15 protein-coding genes and 1 riboswitch are annotated in these 16,864 nt (G+C 62.1%); of the genes, 3 read left to right on the top strand and 12 right to left on the bottom strand.

The genetic code is table 11. From position 1 onward, the window contains the following. Positions 1-9: 9 nt before the first annotated feature. The 8 genes from LOY70_RS02690 to LOY70_RS02655 form a co-directional block, all read right to left on the bottom strand. On the bottom strand, positions 10-531 hold the full coding sequence (locus LOY70_RS02690) for a TIGR02281 family clan AA aspartic protease (protein ID WP_123415062.1): 522 nt from the start codon (positions 529-531) through the stop codon (positions 10-12). Then, a complete protein-coding gene (locus tag LOY70_RS02685) occupies positions 528-1,514 on the bottom strand; it encodes an esterase-like activity of phytase family protein (RefSeq protein ID WP_265033089.1) in 987 nt (328 codons plus the stop codon). Before LOY70_RS02685 ends, LOY70_RS02690 begins: the two co-directional genes overlap by 4 nt. Then, positions 1,514-3,418, bottom strand: coding sequence for a DNA topoisomerase IV subunit B (gene parE, locus LOY70_RS02680; protein WP_123345127.1), 1,905 nt, complete (start codon positions 3,416-3,418; stop codon positions 1,514-1,516). The genes LOY70_RS02685 and parE overlap by 1 nt, the downstream gene beginning before the upstream one ends. Before the next feature lie 41 nt (positions 3,419-3,459). After that, positions 3,460-4,068, bottom strand: a complete 609-nt coding sequence (locus LOY70_RS02675) for a YqiA/YcfP family alpha/beta fold hydrolase (protein WP_265033085.1) — start codon at positions 4,066-4,068, stop codon at positions 3,460-3,462. Positions 4,069-4,596: 528 nt separating this feature from the next. Continuing rightward, a complete protein-coding gene (locus LOY70_RS02670) occupies positions 4,597-4,956 on the bottom strand; it encodes a DUF6124 family protein (protein WP_265033083.1) in 360 nt (119 codons plus the stop codon). An 854-nt stretch (positions 4,957-5,810) separates the two neighbouring features. Next, a complete protein-coding gene (cpdA, locus tag LOY70_RS02665; RefSeq protein WP_265033081.1) occupies positions 5,811-6,626 on the bottom strand; it encodes a 3',5'-cyclic-AMP phosphodiesterase in 816 nt (271 codons plus the stop codon). A gap of 123 nt (positions 6,627-6,749) precedes the next feature. Next, positions 6,750-7,202, bottom strand: coding sequence for a DUF1249 domain-containing protein (locus LOY70_RS02660; protein ID WP_003186471.1), 453 nt, complete (start codon positions 7,200-7,202; stop codon positions 6,750-6,752). Beyond that, positions 7,193-7,810 (bottom strand): NUDIX domain-containing protein, encoded by a 618-nt coding sequence (locus LOY70_RS02655; RefSeq protein ID WP_265033071.1) that lies wholly within the window; start codon positions 7,808-7,810, stop codon positions 7,193-7,195. Before LOY70_RS02655 ends, LOY70_RS02660 begins: the two co-directional genes overlap by 10 nt. A gap of 214 nt (positions 7,811-8,024) precedes the next feature. Here LOY70_RS02655 and LOY70_RS02650 point away from each other — a divergent pair, with 214 nt between their 5' ends. Further along, entirely contained in the window at positions 8,025-8,771 is a 747-nt protein-coding gene (locus LOY70_RS02650; RefSeq protein ID WP_265033069.1) for an RsiV family protein, read from the top strand. Here LOY70_RS02650 and cytX read toward each other — a convergent pair. Both cytX and thiC read right to left on the bottom strand, forming a co-directional pair. Beyond that, positions 8,740-10,032, bottom strand: coding sequence for a putative hydroxymethylpyrimidine transporter CytX (gene cytX / locus LOY70_RS02645; RefSeq protein WP_265033067.1), 1,293 nt, complete (start codon positions 10,030-10,032; stop codon positions 8,740-8,742). The two genes, LOY70_RS02650 and cytX, sit on opposite strands and share 32 nt — an antisense overlap. Positions 10,033-10,201: 169 nt before the next feature. Further along, entirely contained in the window at positions 10,202-12,091 is a 1,890-nt protein-coding gene (gene thiC, locus LOY70_RS02640; protein WP_025211519.1) for a phosphomethylpyrimidine synthase ThiC, read from the bottom strand. 161 nt (positions 12,092-12,252) lie between these two features. Then, a riboswitch (TPP riboswitch) is annotated at positions 12,253-12,358 on the bottom strand. A gap of 154 nt (positions 12,359-12,512) precedes the next feature. Between thiC and LOY70_RS02635 the strand changes: the two genes are divergently transcribed. Further along, on the top strand, positions 12,513-13,952 hold the full coding sequence (locus LOY70_RS02635; protein WP_265033064.1) for a TolC family outer membrane protein: 1,440 nt from the start codon (positions 12,513-12,515) through the stop codon (positions 13,950-13,952). 197 nt (positions 13,953-14,149) lie between these two features. Here the strand turns inward: LOY70_RS02635 and waaA are convergent, their stop codons facing one another. After that, a complete protein-coding gene (waaA, locus tag LOY70_RS02630; protein ID WP_265033062.1) occupies positions 14,150-15,430 on the bottom strand; it encodes a lipid IV(A) 3-deoxy-D-manno-octulosonic acid transferase in 1,281 nt (426 codons plus the stop codon). Positions 15,431-15,452: 22 nt separating this feature from the next. Next, the gene (locus LOY70_RS02625) at positions 15,453-16,343 is read right to left on the bottom strand and encodes a LysR family transcriptional regulator (protein ID WP_265033060.1); all 891 of its coding nucleotides are present in this window, start codon (positions 16,341-16,343) and stop codon (positions 15,453-15,455) included. Positions 16,344-16,446: 103 nt separating this feature from the next. Here LOY70_RS02625 and LOY70_RS02620 point away from each other — a divergent pair, with 103 nt between their 5' ends. Next, positions 16,447-16,779, top strand: a complete 333-nt coding sequence (locus LOY70_RS02620; RefSeq protein ID WP_047225891.1) for a DMT family transporter — start codon at positions 16,447-16,449, stop codon at positions 16,777-16,779. Positions 16,780-16,864 lie beyond the last annotated feature (85 nt).

Raw genomic sequence — 16,864 nt, 5'->3', positions numbered from 1 at the left:
CGGGCCTCATCAGTTCGTTGTCTGGCGCAGCAGCATGGTGCCGTCGCGCTGGGTAAATTCAAGTTTGTTCAGGGCGCTCATGCCCAGCAGCACTTGCGTGCCACCCAGGCCTGGCGCCACCAGGGCACGCACATCGCGCAAGACGATGTCGCCCAATTGCAGGCGGTCGATGCGGGTGCGATAGCCCTCGCTCAAACCGTTGGCGGTACTCAATGTCACGCCGAAACCTTTTTCCAGCTTGAGGCGCTCGGCCAGCTCCACCGGGATCGCCACGTCGGTGGCGCCCGTGTCGAGCATGAAGTCCACCGGCTGGCCATTGATCTGGCCGCTGGCGACGAAATGCCCCTGTGTATTGTCGACCAGCCTCACCTCGATAAACCCTTCGCCTCTTTGCGAATACACCTCGGTGTTGGGGTTTTGCTGACGCTGCTCCCATTGGGCAAAAAACCGCGTTGCCAGGAACAGCGCCGCGCACCAGGCCACAATCATCAGCACCCGGCCGGCGCGTTTGCCCGGCGGTTGCTGGCTCATGGCGAGGCGCTCCAGCCACCGTCCGGCGCGGCGAAACGCCAGATGATGGGACGTCGTTCGCCGTCGGCCCGCGCGCCATCGTTGTTGTCCAGGCCGATCCAGGCGCCCTCGGCATCCACCACCAGCGCTTCGGCCAGGCCATAATCCTGTGAATAGCGTCGATTGTCTTGCAATGCCTCGGCGGCGAACGACCAGCAACGCTCCAGCTTGGCGGTCTGCGGGTCACGCCGGCAGACCTGATAGGCGTTGCGTTCCAAGGTAAACAGCTTGCCATTGAACAATGACAGGTCAGCGAAATCCCGCGAAACCGCTTTGGCCTTGGGGAATTGCGCCGGCTGCATCTCCAGCCCGGCTTCGCTCAGCAACACACAATTGCCGTCACAGTCCCACACCGTCTGCTGGCGCTTGATGAGCAGCAGGCCGCGACGTTCGCGCTCGGCGGCCAACCACAACTGGTCACCGGCCGGGTTGATCGCCAAGCCTTCGAACAACGCATTGAAATGCAGCAACATGCCGCTGGCGCGGGCCTGGCGAATCAGAGTGGGGGCGATTTTCAACCAGGACGCGGGGCCCGACGGCGGTACCTGCAACACCGCGGCATAGGACTCACTGACCACATAACGGTTGCCAGCGCTGTCACAGCTGATGCCTTCGAAATCCAGCTCGCCACCGCGCAGGAACGACGCCGCCCAGGTCCGCGAGCTCAAGCCCCAGGGCAACCCGCTGTCCGGCACCTTCGGCATCTGGATTTCAACCACCTCGGCCTGCCAGGCCCGCGCCTCGGAGGGTACGAGGCGATAAATCCGGTCATCGTCGCGATCGGACACCGTCCACATCTCGCCGCCGCACAGCGCCAACCCGGACAGGTTGCCGCCGCGCATGCCATCGACGGCGTGCTCGGACAGCAGCTTCAGTTCCGGCGCAGGTCCTGCGACTAGCGCCCCCGCCCACAGCCACAACGCCAGGGCGAACCCGTTGCGCATCAGGCCAGCACCTCGGCCAGGTCCCCTTTGGATTCGAGCCAGGTCTTGCGATCGCCGGCGCGCTTCTTCGCCAGCAACATGTCCATCATTTCCGAGGTCGCTTCAAAATCATCCAGGGTCAACTGCACCAGGCGGCGAGTGTTCGGATCCATGGTGGTTTCGCGCAACTGCGGCGGGTTCATCTCGCCCAGGCCCTTGAATCGGGTGACCTGCGGCTTGCCACGTTTCTTCTCGGCCACCAGGCGATCCAGAATGCCATCGCGCTCGGCTTCGTCCAGGGCGTAGTAGATTTCCTTGCCCAGGTCGATGCGGTACAGCGGCGGCATCGCCACGTAGACATGACCGGCGTCCACCAACGGGCGGAAATGCTGGACGAACAAGGCGCAGAGCAACGTGGCGATGTGCAGGCCGTCGGAGTCGGCGTCGGCCAGGATGCAGATCTTGCCGTAGCGCAGTTGGCTCATGTCGGCGGCGCCCGGGTCGACCCCGATGGCGACAGCGATGTTATGCACTTCCTGGCTGGCCAGCACTTCGCTGCCGTCCACTTCCCAAGTGTTGAGGATCTTGCCCCGCAACGGCAGGATGGCCTGGAACTCTTTGTCCCGCGCCTGCTTGGCCGAACCACCGGCGGAGTCACCTTCCACCAGGAACAGCTCGGAACGCATCGGGTCCTGCCCGGCGCAATCGGCAAGCTTGCCCGGCAAGGCCGGCCCCTGGGTGATGCGCTTGCGCTCGACCTTCTTGCTGGCCTTGAGACGACGACCGGCGTTGTTGATTGCCAGCTCCGCCAGGGCCAGGCCGGTTTCCGGGTTAGCGTTGAGCCACAGGCTGAACGCATCCTTGACCACCCCGGAAACAAAGGCCGCCGCCTCACGGGACGACAGGCGTTCCTTGGTCTGGCCAGAGAATTGCGGTTCCTGCATCTTCATCGACAGCACGAAGGCGATGCGTTCCCAAACGTCTTCCGGTGCCAGCTTCACGCCACGGGGCAGCAAGTTGCGGAACTCGCAGAACTCACGCATGGCATCGAGCAGGCCCTGGCGCAAGCCGTTGACGTGGGTGCCGCCCTGGGCCGTGGGGATCAGGTTGACGTAGCTTTCCTGGACGCTTTCGCCCCCTTCGGGCAGCCACAACAGCGCCCAGTCCACCGCTTCCTTGTTACCGGCCAGGCTGCCGCAGAACGGCTCGTCGGGCAGGCGTTCGAAACCGCTGACCGCGTCCACCAGGTAGGAGCGCAGACCGTCCTCGTAATGCCACTCGACTTTCTCACCGGTGGCCTTGTCCTCGAAACTGACCAGCAGCCCCGGGCACAACACGGCCTTGGCCTTGAGCACGTGCTTGAGGCGGCTGACGGAAAACTTCGGCGAATCGAAATACTTCGGGTCCGGCGCGAAATACACGCTGGTGCCGGTGTTGCGCTTACCGACGGTGCCGATCACTTCCAGCTCGGTGGCCTTGTAGCCATCGGCGAAGGTCATCTGGTATTCGTTGCCGTCACGCTTGACCCGCACCCGCACCTGGGTCGACAAGGCGTTGACCACGGAAATACCCACCCCGTGCAAACCGCCGGAGAACTGGTAGTTCTTGTTGGAAAACTTGCCGCCGGCGTGGAGCTTGGTGAGGATCAGCTCGACGCCCGACACACCCTCTTCAGGGTGTATGTCCACCGGCATGCCGCGACCGTCATCGCTGACTTCCAGCGAGTGATCGGCGTGCAGGATGACCTGCACCGACTTCGCATGCCCGGCCAAGGCTTCGTCGACACTGTTGTCGATGACTTCCTGGGCGAGGTGGTTCGGCCGACTGGTGTCGGTGTACATGCCGGGGCGCTTGCGCACCGGGTCGAGGCCCGAGAGGACTTCGATGGCGTCTGCGTTATAAGAGCTAGCGCTGGGAGTGGCCATGGGGTCTCGTCGTCAGTGTTCAATGAAAAAGGGGCGATGGCTCACAGCGACGTGAAGTCGATCGCCTGGTACAAATCGGCGCCAATGCCGGCAAAACTCAACAGCGCCGGCAACTGCTGGGCAAACCCTTGGAAACTGTGGTCGCCGCCGGCCTGGATGCGCAAGGCACAGGCGCGGTAATACTGCTGGGCGTGGCGATAATCCAGCGTTTCGTCACCGGTTTGCAACCATACCTGATACCGCTGCGGATCCTGGGGCGCCGGCACTTCCAGCTCGGCCAGAGCCGTCACGTGGTCGTGGGTCAATTCCCAGGTTTCGTCGGTGTACAAGTTCTTCTGTGTGCCCAGGTAACCGTCGAACATCCGATGCGGGCTGACGGCCGGGTTGACCAACAGGGCCTTGAGGCCGTGGCGTTCGGCCAAGTGAGTCGCATAGTAGCCGCCGAGCGAGCTGCCGACTAGCAGCGGTCGGCCCAGTTGTGCAATCGCCTGTTCCAGCTGACCGATGGCTTGGCGGGGGTGGTGGTGCAGGGCTGGGACTTGTAGGTGGTCGCTCAGGCCCAATTGCGCCATGACTTTGATCAGCTGACTGGCTTTGGTCGACGCGGGGGCGCTGTTGAAGCCGTGGATATAAAGGATAGAACCCGACATTGCCGACTCCCTGGGTGTTGGGCAAAGGCCGGAGTTTACAGGGAGTTTGTGGGGGTTTGGGGGTGATCTGTGCATCCAAGACAACACAAAACCCTGTGGCGAGGGGATTTATCCCCGCTGGGGCGCGAAGCGGCCCTTACATCCGACCCTTCTCTTGTATACCGAGTACATATCCGTTGCTGCGGTAACGGCCACTTAGGGTTCCGCCCTGACGGCGGGTCACTTTCGAAAAAGCGCGAAAGTAACCAAAGCGCTTCAGCCCCACCACTTGGCACCTCGCCTAGGCTCGGTGTGCCCTCACTCCGGCATTGCTCCGTGGGCCCGCTGCGAAGGGCCATCCATGGCCCAGCGCAGCTATCCCGGCATCCATGCCGGGATGCCCACTCCACAATGCCTGCGTTCGGCCAGCGTGGTTAACGGGGCGCCGAGATCAACGTCCTCCGCGAGGCGGCCTGATAGCCGGCCTGGTTTTGGGTGATCACGTTTCTCCAGTGAGAGCGGGCTTGCTCGCTTTTGCGCGCGGTGCGGTCAAGGTTGTGTATTGACGTTGTCCAGCATCCGATTCGCCAACAAGACGCCCAGCTCGATCAGTTGCTGAATGCCAAGGGCAACATGGCGTCGGGAGCCTTCCAGGTCGAAGGCAAGGTCGCTGACCATGGCATCGGCTGAGGCCAGGGTTTCGCTGAGGTTGGCCAGTAGGCTTTCGGTGTCGACGCCGTCCACGACGGTGAACAGTTGACCTGAGGGCTTTTTCTTTTTGGCTTGAGGTTTGGGGTCGAGATAGTGGTCGATGACGCGCTTGGCGGCTTCATCGAGTTTTTGGGGATCGAGCCCGGCGTGGGCTGATGAGGGATCGGTTTCGGGGGGATTGGGTGTGGCTTTGAACATGATGTAGTTCCTTTTACGTAGTGGAACCGCCATCTCCCGTTTCCAGGCGAGAGGGTGGCAGCTATGCACGGGCTGGAAAACCGAGGTAAAAGGCAATCCCGGTAGACTCGAAAGTCTCCCGCGCACAGCCGCCATAACGCAGAACTGAACGCTCAAAGCGCCGCAGTATCTCACGGGACTCGCTGATATGCCTTTTACTCATCGGGTTTCCAGGCCCGGCCGCTGAATTTGCAGCGGCCGAAAAAGGTTAGCGACAGCCCTTCCCACCCGGCAACCGCCAGAACTCGTCGGAAAAATCTACTTGAATCAGAAAGTGTGTCCGACCATTCCCACAAACCCTGGTCGGCTGTCAGGCCGCCATCGCGAGCAAGCTCGCTCCCACAATGGACCTGCTGTGCCACAAGATCTGTGTACACCAGCGATCCACTGTGGGAGCGAGCTTGCTCGCGAAAGCGGTGGGTCAGCTTGCATCTGCATTGCATGTGCCGCCGTCTTCGCGAGCAAGCCCGCTCCCACAATTGGATCGGAGTACGACAAAAGAGCCAGGCCGGCTATAAGGCCGCCTCGCGGTGGACGTTGATTTCGGCGCCCCGTTAACCACGCTGGCCGAACGTAGGCATTGTGGAGCGGGCATCCCGGCATGGATGCCGGGATAGCCGCGCTGGGCCATGGATGGCCCTTCGCGGCGGGCCCACGGAGCAATGCCGGAGTGAGGGCATGCCGAGCCTAGGCGAGGCACCAAGTGGTGGGGCAAAGCGTTTTGCTTACTTTTGCGCTTCTCAAAAGTGAGCCGCCGTCAGGGCGGAACCCTAAGCAGCCGTTACCGCAGCAATGGATATGTACTCAATCAAAACTCAATAACCGTCGGACTCATAGTCCGGGGTAAAAGCAAACCCAACCACCCGCTCAACCCCCGTCTCCAACCGCCCATCCGGCCAAAGCCGCAACCACCGATACCCCGGCGCCTGCGAGCCCACCGCAAAATCCTCACTCCCCGGCTCAAACTGAATACAGGTCGAAGGCGAAGCCAACAACCGAACCCCCTCACGGACCCGGTCAACCTCCTGATGCACATGCCCCCACAACACCGCCCGCACCTGAGGAAACCGATCCAACACCGCAAACAACGCCTCCGGATTGCGCAACCCAATCGGTTCCATCCACCCACACCCAATCGACACCGGATGATGATGCAGACAAACCAGATGATGCCGCTCCGGCGCCTCACTCAAGGCATTGGCCAACAGAATCAATTGCTCCTCAGCCAAAAACCCCGGCACCGACCCCGGCACGGCGGAATCCAACAGGGTGATGCGCCAGTTTCCAACATCCACCACCGGATCGAGCAACGTACTCTGGACCGCCGCCTCCAGCATGACCTGCGGCTCATCATGATTACCCGGAATCCAGCGCGCCGGCGCATCGATTCGCCCGCTCATCTGCCGAAACGCCTCATAGGACTCCAGCATTCCGTCCTGGGACAAATCCCCCGTGGCCAGCATCAGGTCGATCTTCGGCTGCTGCTTGAGCACCAAGTCAACGACCGCCCGCAGGCTGTCACGGGTATTCATGCCCAGCAACGAACCCTCGGCCTCGGCGAACAGGTGACTGTCGGATAGCTGGACCAGCAACGCAGCATCGGCGCTGGTCAGGATGGATACGTTCGGCAAATCGCTCTCTCCCAGGCGCACTCACGCCGTTGGATGACGCCGCAATTATGCTGGGGAAGATCGAAAGGGGAAACCCGCGAACCGGAACCGGTTCACAACCAGTGTCCAGTATTTGAAAGACAATTACCGAACGACTTCGAACTCGTGGCCCAGCGCCAGGCAATGACTCAGCCATTCCCCCAGGAACAGATTCAACTGGGCCTTTTCGTCCGGCTGGTGCATTGACGCATTGGGATAAGGATAGATGCCGCGAAAGCGTCGTGCATGTTCGGCGCTCACGACTTCGGCCATGCGCGCATCGTGATAGACCTGGACCTCCAGCTGCGGCACCGGCAACCAGGGCAAGCTGTGTTCCTGGCGCACCTGCAAGGTCGTGGTGTAGGGGCAGGTCTGCAGCACTTCGAGGGCCAGTACGCCGAGCATCTGGTCGCCGTGGGTCACGGCGATGCGGCGTGGTGCCGGGTCGTTGCGCATGTCCGGCAACAAGCGCATCAGGCGGGCGTAGTTGGCCTCGCAGGCGGCCTGCAACCCCACCAGATCGACGCGATAGCGATCGCGCAGCTTGTTCAGGACCATAGCCCCCTCACTTCATCGCGGTTCAAGGCCAGCCATTGCAAGGCAATGATGCTGGCCGCGTTGCAGATACGTCCGTCGCGCACAGCTTGCAAGGCATCTTCGAAAGCCCAGGTTTTCACCCGAATGTCTTCCGCTTCCTCTACAAGGCCATGCAGGCCTCCAGCCCCCGTGCTGTCGCAACGCCCCAGGTACAAATGCACGAACTCATTGCTGCCGCCCGGCGATGGAAAATATTTGGTCATCGGCCACAGCGCAGCGAAGACAAGCCCAGCTTCCTCCTGCGCTTCACGATGAGCAACTTCTTCCGGTTGCTCGTCCTTGTCGATCAGGCCGGCCACCAACTCCACCAGCCAAGGGTTGGCGGCCTTGCCAATGGCGCCGACACGAAACTGTTCGATCAACACCACTTCATCGCGTTGCGGATCGTAGGGCAGCACGCACACCGCGTCATGACGCACGAACAGTTCACGGCTGATTTCACGGCTCATGCCACCGGCGAACAATTCGTGGCGCAAGAGGACGCGATCGAGCTTGTAGAAACCCTGGTAGCAGCTCTCGCGCTTGACGATGTCCACGGTGCTCGGTGTGGCGTTGGCGAAATCGGTCATGACAATCCTCGTTTACAGTCGATCAATACGAGGTTCCAACCTCGGCTTCGCGCCATCCTAACGCGGCGATACCCTTTGATGCAGCCCCTTTCCACTCATCGAGATGGACGGCAGAAGGTGAAAGAACTCTAATGAGCTTAGTGGCGAACTGATTGTCCTGCTGACAGTCGAAGCGGGTAACTTTTCGCCTTTCCCTGTTTCATGAAGGACGCCCATGTCGCTTTTCAAAACTGCCTCCGTGGCCGCCATTGCCCTGACCCTGGGCGCTTGCCAAAGCCTGTTCGAACCCAACTACCGCGCACCGCTGGAAACCACCCGCGATGCCTCGGAGCAATTGCAACCCGGCTGCGCCAGCGCCAACTGCCCCTTAGTGAACATCGATACCCTGCGCTTTCCCGCCGAACCGACCCTGGACGGCATTGTCGAAAAACGCCTGCTGGAACTGGCCCGCTCCACCCCGGGCGCCCCGGTGGCGCCAACGCTGGCCGCCTATCGCGAGCAGTTTTTGCGCAGCGCCGCCCCGGGCAACAGCAGCTATTTGCAAGCCAAGGTACGTGAGCAGCATGACGGCTTGGTGATCATCGAACTGTCCAGCTACCTGGACACCGGCGGTGCCCACGGTACGCCGGGGCGCGGTTTCATCAACTATTCGCGCCCACAGCACAAGGTGCTGACGCTGTCGGACATGCTGCTGCCAGGCCAGGAAGAGGCCTTCTGGAAAGCCGCCCAGGTTGCGCACAACAGCTGGTTGATCAGCACCAAACTGGATCAGGAGCCCGACTTCCTGAAACAGTGGTCGTTCCAGAAAACCCCGAACGTGGCACTGACCTACGGCGGGGTGATCCTCAAGTACGAAGTGAGCACCATCGCGCCGTACGCCTTGGGCCACATCGAGTTGAAGATCCCTTACCCACGCCTCAACGGCATCCTCAAGCCCGAGCTGTTCCCCGGCCGTAGCTGAAGGCCCGACCCAGCAACAGTTGCAGCAACCCTGCCAGGACCAACGACGGCAGGGTTGCGCCGATGTCCGGGTAGAAATTGGCCAGCAGGTGATAAGTGCTCACCCCGCCCAGCCACGCCAACAGGGCCGGCCAGCGCAACGCGGCTGACACCACTTGGCTGCTGCGTTTGCGCAGGATGAAGTGGTCCACCAGCACCACGCCGAACAGCGGCGCGAACACCGAGCCGATCAGCAACAGGAAATTCTGGTACTGCGCCAACGGTGCGAAGCAGGCGATCAAGGTGCAAATGACGCCAATCGCCAACGCCAGATGCTCGACCTTCAGCCCCGACAACATGCCGCTGGACACCGCCGCCGAATGAATATCGGCAAAGGCGTTTTCCGACTCGTCCAGCAGAATCAGCAGTAACGGAATGCCCAGCCCGGCACCGGCCAGGGCCAGCAGCAACGCGTTGACTTCACCGCTCGGCGCGAACGCCAGGGTGTAGGCCACGCCCAGGCTCATCAACCAGAAGTTACCGATGAAGAAACCCACGGCCGTGCCGCCGAAGACGTTCCTGGCGCGTTGGCCGAAACGTGAGTAGTCGGCGATCAGCGGCAGCCAGGACAACGGCATGGCAATCGCGATATCGAATCCCACCGCCAGCGGCATTGAACCATCGCCCGCCTGGGCCCACAACGCCGCCAGGTCAGCCTTGGCGAACAGGTTCCAGGTCAACCAGATGCACGCCGCCAGCAGCAGCCAGATGCCCCACTTGCGCAGGACCTTACGCACGAAGGTCAACGGCCCACTCACGGCGAGCAGGGTCGCCAGGGCGCCGAAGAACAGCGTCCACAGCAGCGGGTTCGAACCCAGGCTGCCTTCACTGAAGACCCGTGCACCAAGCAGGCTGGCGGCATCGCGCATGACGATGATTTCGAACGAGCCCCAGCCGATCAGTTGCAACAGGTTCAACACCGCCGGCACGCTCGCGCCCTGGCCGCCGAGACTGAGCTTGAGAGCGGCCATGGCTGACAGGCCAGTGTCACTGCCTATCACCCCGACCGCCGCCAGCAGCAGGACGCCCACCAGTGTGCCGAGGAAAATCGCCAGCAACGAACCGCTCAGGCCCAGGCCCGGTGCGAGCAAGGCGCCGACCTGCAAGACCATCAGGCCGATGCCGAGGGAGAACCACAGGGAAAACAGATCGCGGGCGCCGAAGACGCGTTTGTCCAGGGGGACGGCGGTGTCTGGGGAGTAGGTGCTGGGTTGGATGTTCAAAGGTGGTTATCTCTGAAGGATATCTGTTGTTTTTTTGGCCGCTATCGCGAGCAAGCTCGCTCCCACAAGGGATCACAAGTGCACACAGATTTGTGTCCACAATGGATCCCCTGTGGGAGCGAGCTTGCTCGCGATGAGGGCAGTGAAAACACCGCCCCCTCAGCTCACATCACACTTTCTTGTAAAGCTGACTACCTTCCTGCTTGAACCGCTCCGCCTGCTCCGCCAAGCCTTGGGCAACGTCGACATCCACCGCTTCAATACGCTGGTTGGCCGCGTACTCGCGCACTTCCTGGGTGATTTTCATCGAGCAGAATTTCGGCCCGCACATCGAACAGAAATGCGCCACCTTGGCCGAGTCCTTCGGCAGGGTTTCGTCGTGGTACGAGCGGGCGGTGTCCGGGTCCAGGCCGAGGTTGAACTGGTCTTCCCAGCGGAACTCGAAACGCGCCTTGCTCAAGGCGTTGTCACGGATCTGCGCGCCGGGGTGACCTTTGGCCAAGTCGGCCGCGTGGGCGGCGATCTTGTAGGTGATGATCCCGGTCTTCACGTCATCCTTGTTCGGCAGCCCCAAGTGTTCTTTCGGGGTCACGTAGCAGAGCATGGCGCAACCGAACCAGCCGATCATTGCCGCGCCGATACCGGAGGTGATGTGGTCGTAACCCGGCGCGATGTCGGTGGTCAGTGGGCCGAGGGTGTAGAACGGCGCCTCGTCGCAGCACTCGAGTTGCTTGTCCATGTTCTCCTTGATCAACTGCATCGGCACGTGACCTGGGCCTTCGATCATGCATTGCACGTCGTGCTTCCAGGCGATCTTGGTCAGCTCGCCGAGGGTTTCCAGCTCACCGAACTGCGCTTCGTCGTTGGCGTCGGCAATCGAGCCCGGGCGCAGGCCATCGCCCAGCGAGAAGCTGACGTCGTAGGCCTTCATGATTTCGCAGATGTCTTCGAAGTGGGTGTAGAGGAAGTTTTCTTTATGGTGCGCCAGGCACCACTTGGCCATGATCGAACCACCGCGACTGACGATGCCGGTGACGCGCTTGGCCGTCAGCGGCACATAGCGCAGCAGCACGCCGGCGTGGATGGTGAAGTAGTCGACGCCCTGTTCGGCCTGTTCGATCAGCGTGTCGCGGAACAGCTCCCAGGTCAGGTCTTCGGCCGCGCCGCCGACTTTTTCCAGGGCCTGGTAGATCGGCACGGTGCCAATCGGCACCGGCGAGTTGCGGATGATCCATTCGCGGGTTTCATGGATGTGCTTGCCGGTGGACAGGTCCATGACCGTGTCCGAGCCCCAGCGGATGCCCCAGGTCAGTTTCGCCACTTCTTCTTCGATGGACGAACCCAGCGCACTGTTGCCGATGTTGCCGTTAATCTTCACCAGGAAGTTACGGCCGATGATCATCGGTTCCAGTTCGGTGTGGTTGATGTTGGCCGGGATGATCGCGCGACCACGGGCGATTTCGTCACGCACGAATTCCGGGGTGATGACTTTCGGCACGCTGGCGCCGAAGCTGTGGCCGGCGTGTTGCTGGTCCAGCAGGCCGGCGGCGCGGGCCACTTCCAGCTTCATGTTTTCGCGGATGGCGACGTATTCCATCTCGGCGGTGATGATGCCTTTGCGCGCGTAGTGCATCTGGCTGACGTTGGCGCCGGGCTTGGCGCGGCGCGGATTGTTCACGTGGGCGAAGCGCAGCTTGGTCAGTTCGGGATCAGCCAGGCGTTCCTGACCGAAGTTGGAACTCAGGCCCGCCAGGCGCTCGGTGTCGCCACGGGCTTCGATCCACGAAGAACGCACGTCGGCCAGGCCCTTGCGCACGTCGATGATCACGTTCGGGTCGGTGTACGGACCCGACGTGTCGTACACCACCACTGGCGCGTTGATTTCGCCGCCGAAGTCGGTGGGGGTCACGTCGAGGCTGATTTCGCGCATGGGCACGCGGATGTCCGGGCGGCTGCCCTGGACATAGATTTTTTGCGAGCGGGTAAAGGGCTGGACCGATTGCTCATCGACCTTGGCCGAATCGCTGAGGTTGGTCGCGTTTTTTGCTTTTGTCGTCATCACGGGCTCTCCAGACACACATCCAGGCAGTGGATTTTTGTCGGAGCGAACCTGTAACGAATGGACGCATCCCTGCACGAAAGTGCGGACGCTGTGCTTGCTGCTCGAGTGCGTTCAATGGTCGAACGACATCCCGGACGAAGCACAAGAGGACTCGCCGGGTGACGAGAAATCTTGTTCCCTACGCAGGCGCTAACCTGATCAGGTTCAACGGGATCCGAAATTATTCGATCTCAGCCTCATAGCAAGGCACCCCGACAAGAACCCGGCCAGTCTAGACACAACCACGAGAGAACGCCATCGCCAGGGTAAAAGGCGTGATGAATGGCGCATATACAGGATTGTTGCCGTGCGCGGGCGCAACTACACTCGCTACGCCGCGCCTCTTGTGCGCAAACATTCGAGAAGTAGGGATCGCCTCATGCTGCGCAAACTTTCACTGGCCCTCGCCGTGTCTTGTGCGTCCAACGGAATGGCCTGGGCTGCCGAAGCGCCCCTGACCACCAAAACCGATCTGGTGAGCGTGTACCAGGAGGCGGTGGACAACAACGCCGACTTGGCCGCTGCCCGCGCCCAGTATGGTGCCCAGAAGGAAGTGGTGCCCCAGGCGCGCGCCGGGTTGTTGCCCAACCTTTCGGCCGGCGCCGACCTGAACAACACCCGTACCGAGCTCGACCAGCCGGCGCTGACCGCCACCCGCAGCGCCACGGTCTACCAGGCCACGCTGTCCCAACCGATTTTCCGTGCCGACCGCTGGTTCCAACTCCAGGCGGCCAAGTCCGTCAACGAACAAGCCTCGCTGCAACTGTCGGCCACCGAACAGAACATGATCCTGCAAAGCGCCGAGAGCTATTTCAATGTGCTGCGCAGCCAGGACAACCTGGCCTCGACCAAGGCTGAGGAAGCGGCGTTCAAACGCCAGCTCGACCAGTCCAACGAGCGCTTCGACGTCGGCCTGTCGGACAAGACCGACGTGCTGCAATCCCAGGCCAGCTACGATACGGCACGGGCCAACCGGATCCTCGCCCAACGCCAGGTCGACGACGCCTTCGAAGCCTTGATCACCCTGACCAACCGCCAGTACAACTCGCTCCAGGGCATCGTCCATACCCTGCCGATCCTGCCGCCGGCACCGAACGACGCCAAGGCCTGGGTCGACACGGCGGCCAAGCAGAACCTGAACCTGCTGGCCAGCAACTACGCCGTTGATGCCGCCGAAGACACCCTGCGCCAACGCAAGGCCGGTCATGCGCCGACCCTCGATGCGATCGCCCAGTACAAAAAAGGCGACAACGACGGCCTCGGCTTCACCAACCCGAGCCCTACCGGACAGCGCTATGGCGGTGATGCCGAACAGCGCACCATCGGTTTGCAATTGAGTATCCCGATCTATAGCGGCGGGCTGACCAGCTCCCAGGTGCGCGAGTCGTACTCGCAACTCACCCAGACCGAACAGCAACGCGAAGGCTTGCGCCGGCAGGTGGTGGAGAACACCCGTAACCTGCACCGCGCGGTGAACACCGACGTGGAACAGGTCCAGGCCCGGCGCCAGTCGATCATCTCCAACCAGAGCGCGGTGGAAGCCACGGAAATCGGCTACCAGGTGGGCACTCGCAACATCGTCGATGTGCTCGATGCCCAGCGCCAGCTGTACACCTCGGTGCGCAACTACAACAACGCCCGCTATGACTACATCCTCGACAACCTGCGTCTCAAGCAAGCCGCCGGGACGTTGAGCCCAGCGGACCTGCAGGATTTGTCACGTTATCTCAAGCCCGACTACAACCCCGACCGCGACTTCCTGCCGCCGGACCTGGCGCAGGCAGCGGCGCAGCAGTTGCGCTCGCGGCCGGCGCAGTAGTGCCGCGACTTTGCCAGCGGCAGTAACCTTTGTGGCGAGGGGATTTATCCCCGCTGGGGTGCGAAGCGCCCCCATTCAAACTGCCTGACACACTGTGCTAGCAGGTTTTGGGGCTGCTTCGCAGCCCAGCGGGGATAAATCCCCTCACCACAGATACCCTGTAACCACAGATGTATCCTCTTGCCACAGAGCAATCATCACCGTCCAGCGAGCAACCGCCCCAACCCCTCCAGCAACCGCTCCAATGCGCCCTGATTGGTGCGCATCACCTTCAACCCCGCCTCGGCCATGCGCTGGGCATCGCGGGGCAGCTCGAACAGACGCTGTACCGCCAAGGCCAGGCTCTGGGCATCGTCGACTTCCTGCAACGCTCCGGCGGCGCGCAGTTGCGCGGCGATTTCAAGGAAGTTGAACAGGTGCGGTCCACTGAGCACCGGCTTCTGCAACGCCGCCGGCTCCAGCAAGTTGTGCCCGCCGTTGGACACCAGGCTGCCACCGACGAACGCACTGTCGGCCAACGCGTAGAGAAACAGCAGTTCGCCCATGGTGTCGCCCAGCAACACTGACGTCTGGGCGGTGACCGGTTGTGCACTGGAGCGCCGGACCGTGGCAAAGCCTTGGCTTTCGCACAACTGGTGCACGGCGTCGAAACGCTCGGGATGACGCGGCACCAGGATCAGCAACGCATCGGGATAGCTGTCGAGCAACCGACGGTGGGCGGCCAGCACCACTTCGTCCTCGCCTTCATGGGTACTGGCGGCGATCCAGACCGGGCGCTCCGTGGCTTGCCACTGGCGGCGCAAGGCGCTGGCGCTTTCCAACAGTTGCGGGTCGATGGTCAGGTCGAACTTGATCGAGCCGGTGACTTCGACGGTTTCTGCCCGGGCGCCCAACCGGCGCAAACGCTCGGCTTCGGCTTCAGTCTGGACGGCAAACAGGCTCATCTCGGCGAGCATCGGCCGGGTGAGCTTGGGAAAGCGTGCATAACCCCGCGCCGAACGCTCCGACAACCGCGCATTGGCCAGGGCCACGGGAATGCCGCGCCTGGCGCACTGGTGAATGTGGTTGGGCCACAGCTCGGTTTCCATGATCACCGCCAGCGACGGCCGGACCCGGTCGAGAAAACGCTTGGCGGCGCAGGGCAAGTCGTAGGGCAGATAGCAATGTTGAATGCGCGGCTCGTTGGCGAACATGGCCTGGATCCGCTCCGAGCCGGTAGGCGTCATGCAAGTGACCGTGATCGGCAACTGTGGATAACGTTGCAACAAGGCCCGGATCATCGGCGCGGCGGCGATGCTTTCGCCCACCGACACCGCGTGAACCCAGATGCCGCCCGGCACCATGACCGGCAGGCCCCAGGAGAAACGCTCGCCGATACGCCGGGCATAAGCCGGCGCCTTGCGGGCCCGCAGCCACAGCCGAATCGCTACCAGTGGCAGCCCCAGATAAAACAACGCGCTATAGAGAGTTCTGTTCATGGCGGCGGAGTTTATCGGTTTTTCAGCCGATCGCCTGCAACTGCACGGCAAAACGTTCCGCCAGCCAACGGGCCGCTGGCCCCAGGGGCTCGTCGCGGCGCCAGACCAATTCCACCACCAGGGCCGGCGGGGTCCATTCGCTCTTGAGCTCGACCATATCCCCCAGGTACGCCGGGTATTGCACCACATGCCGTGGCAGCCAGGCCCAGCCCAGGCCGCACCTGAGCCATTCGGCCAACACATAGAAGCTGTCAGCCCGCCAGACCTGTGGGCTGGCCTGCTCACTGCCGGGGTAGACGCTGGACTGGGTCGCCATCAGCAACTGGCGATGCCGGGCCATTTCCAGGCAGGTCACGTACGTATGATTGGCCAGGGCATGCTGCCGACCGCATACCGTCACCATCTCGACGCTGCCCAGCACCCGGCGCTCCAGCGCCTCGGGGATCTGGTCGTGGTAGAACAACAACCCGAGGTCGGCGCGACGCTCCACCAGTTTGCGCGCGACATCGCCCTGGGCGGCGCTGGCCAGTTGCACTTCGAGGGTCGGGAATCGCTCGGCCAGCGCCGCCAGGCTGTCGATGACGGGTTGATAGGGCATGGCTTCGTCCTGGGCCAGTCGCAGCGACGCTTCCTGCCCTCGCATCAAGGCCAGGGCTCGACCATTGAGACGCTCGCACTGGCGCAACACTTCCCGCGCCTCTTCCAGCAATGCCTGGCCGGCGTCGGTGAGCTTCGGCTGGCGACCGCTGCTGCGCTCGAACAGGCAAACCCCCAGGTCGGCTTCCAGCAGGGCAATCGCGCTGCTGATGGCCGACTGGGCCTTGCGCTGCTCTCGGGCCACAGCGGAAAACGAACGCTTGTCGGCGACACCGACGAACAGCCTCAGTTGCTCCAGATTCCACTGAACATTCATGGCTTAACCTATCTCTCAAGCAGATAGGTAATGACTTTACCCCATCTGACGCCGCTCTAAAATGACGGCATCGAAAGACGCCACCTTCAAAGAGGAACCCCCCATGAACGCTTACTACTACCTGGCTATCGCGATCTGTGCCGAAGTGATTGCCACCGTTTCGATGAAAGCGATCAAAGGCTTGAGCACGCCCCTGCCTCTGTTGCTGGTCATCGCCGGGTACGGCATTGCGTTCTGGATGCTCACCCTCGTAGTGCGCACCGTCCCGGTGGGCGTGGCGTATGCGGTCTGGGCCGGAATGGGGATCGTCATGGTCAGCGTGGCGGCGTTGTTCATCTACGGGCAGAAGCTGGACGTGCCGGCGATGCTGGGGATGGCGTTGATTGTGCTTGGGGTGGTGGTGATCCAACTCTTTTCCAAGACCGCCGGGCACTGAAGCTGCAAGAGAAGGCCCCCCCTCTCGCTTGTAACTTGCAGCTTGAAGCTTGAAACTTGCCGCTTCATTTCCTCCGAGGTCGCTG

This window comes from Pseudomonas sp. B21-054 (assembly GCF_026016345.1).
Classification (GTDB): domain Bacteria; phylum Pseudomonadota; class Gammaproteobacteria; order Pseudomonadales; family Pseudomonadaceae; genus Aquipseudomonas.
The sequence above is the reverse complement of the archived record's forward strand: the minus strand, read 5'-3'. Positions and strand labels throughout refer to the sequence as shown.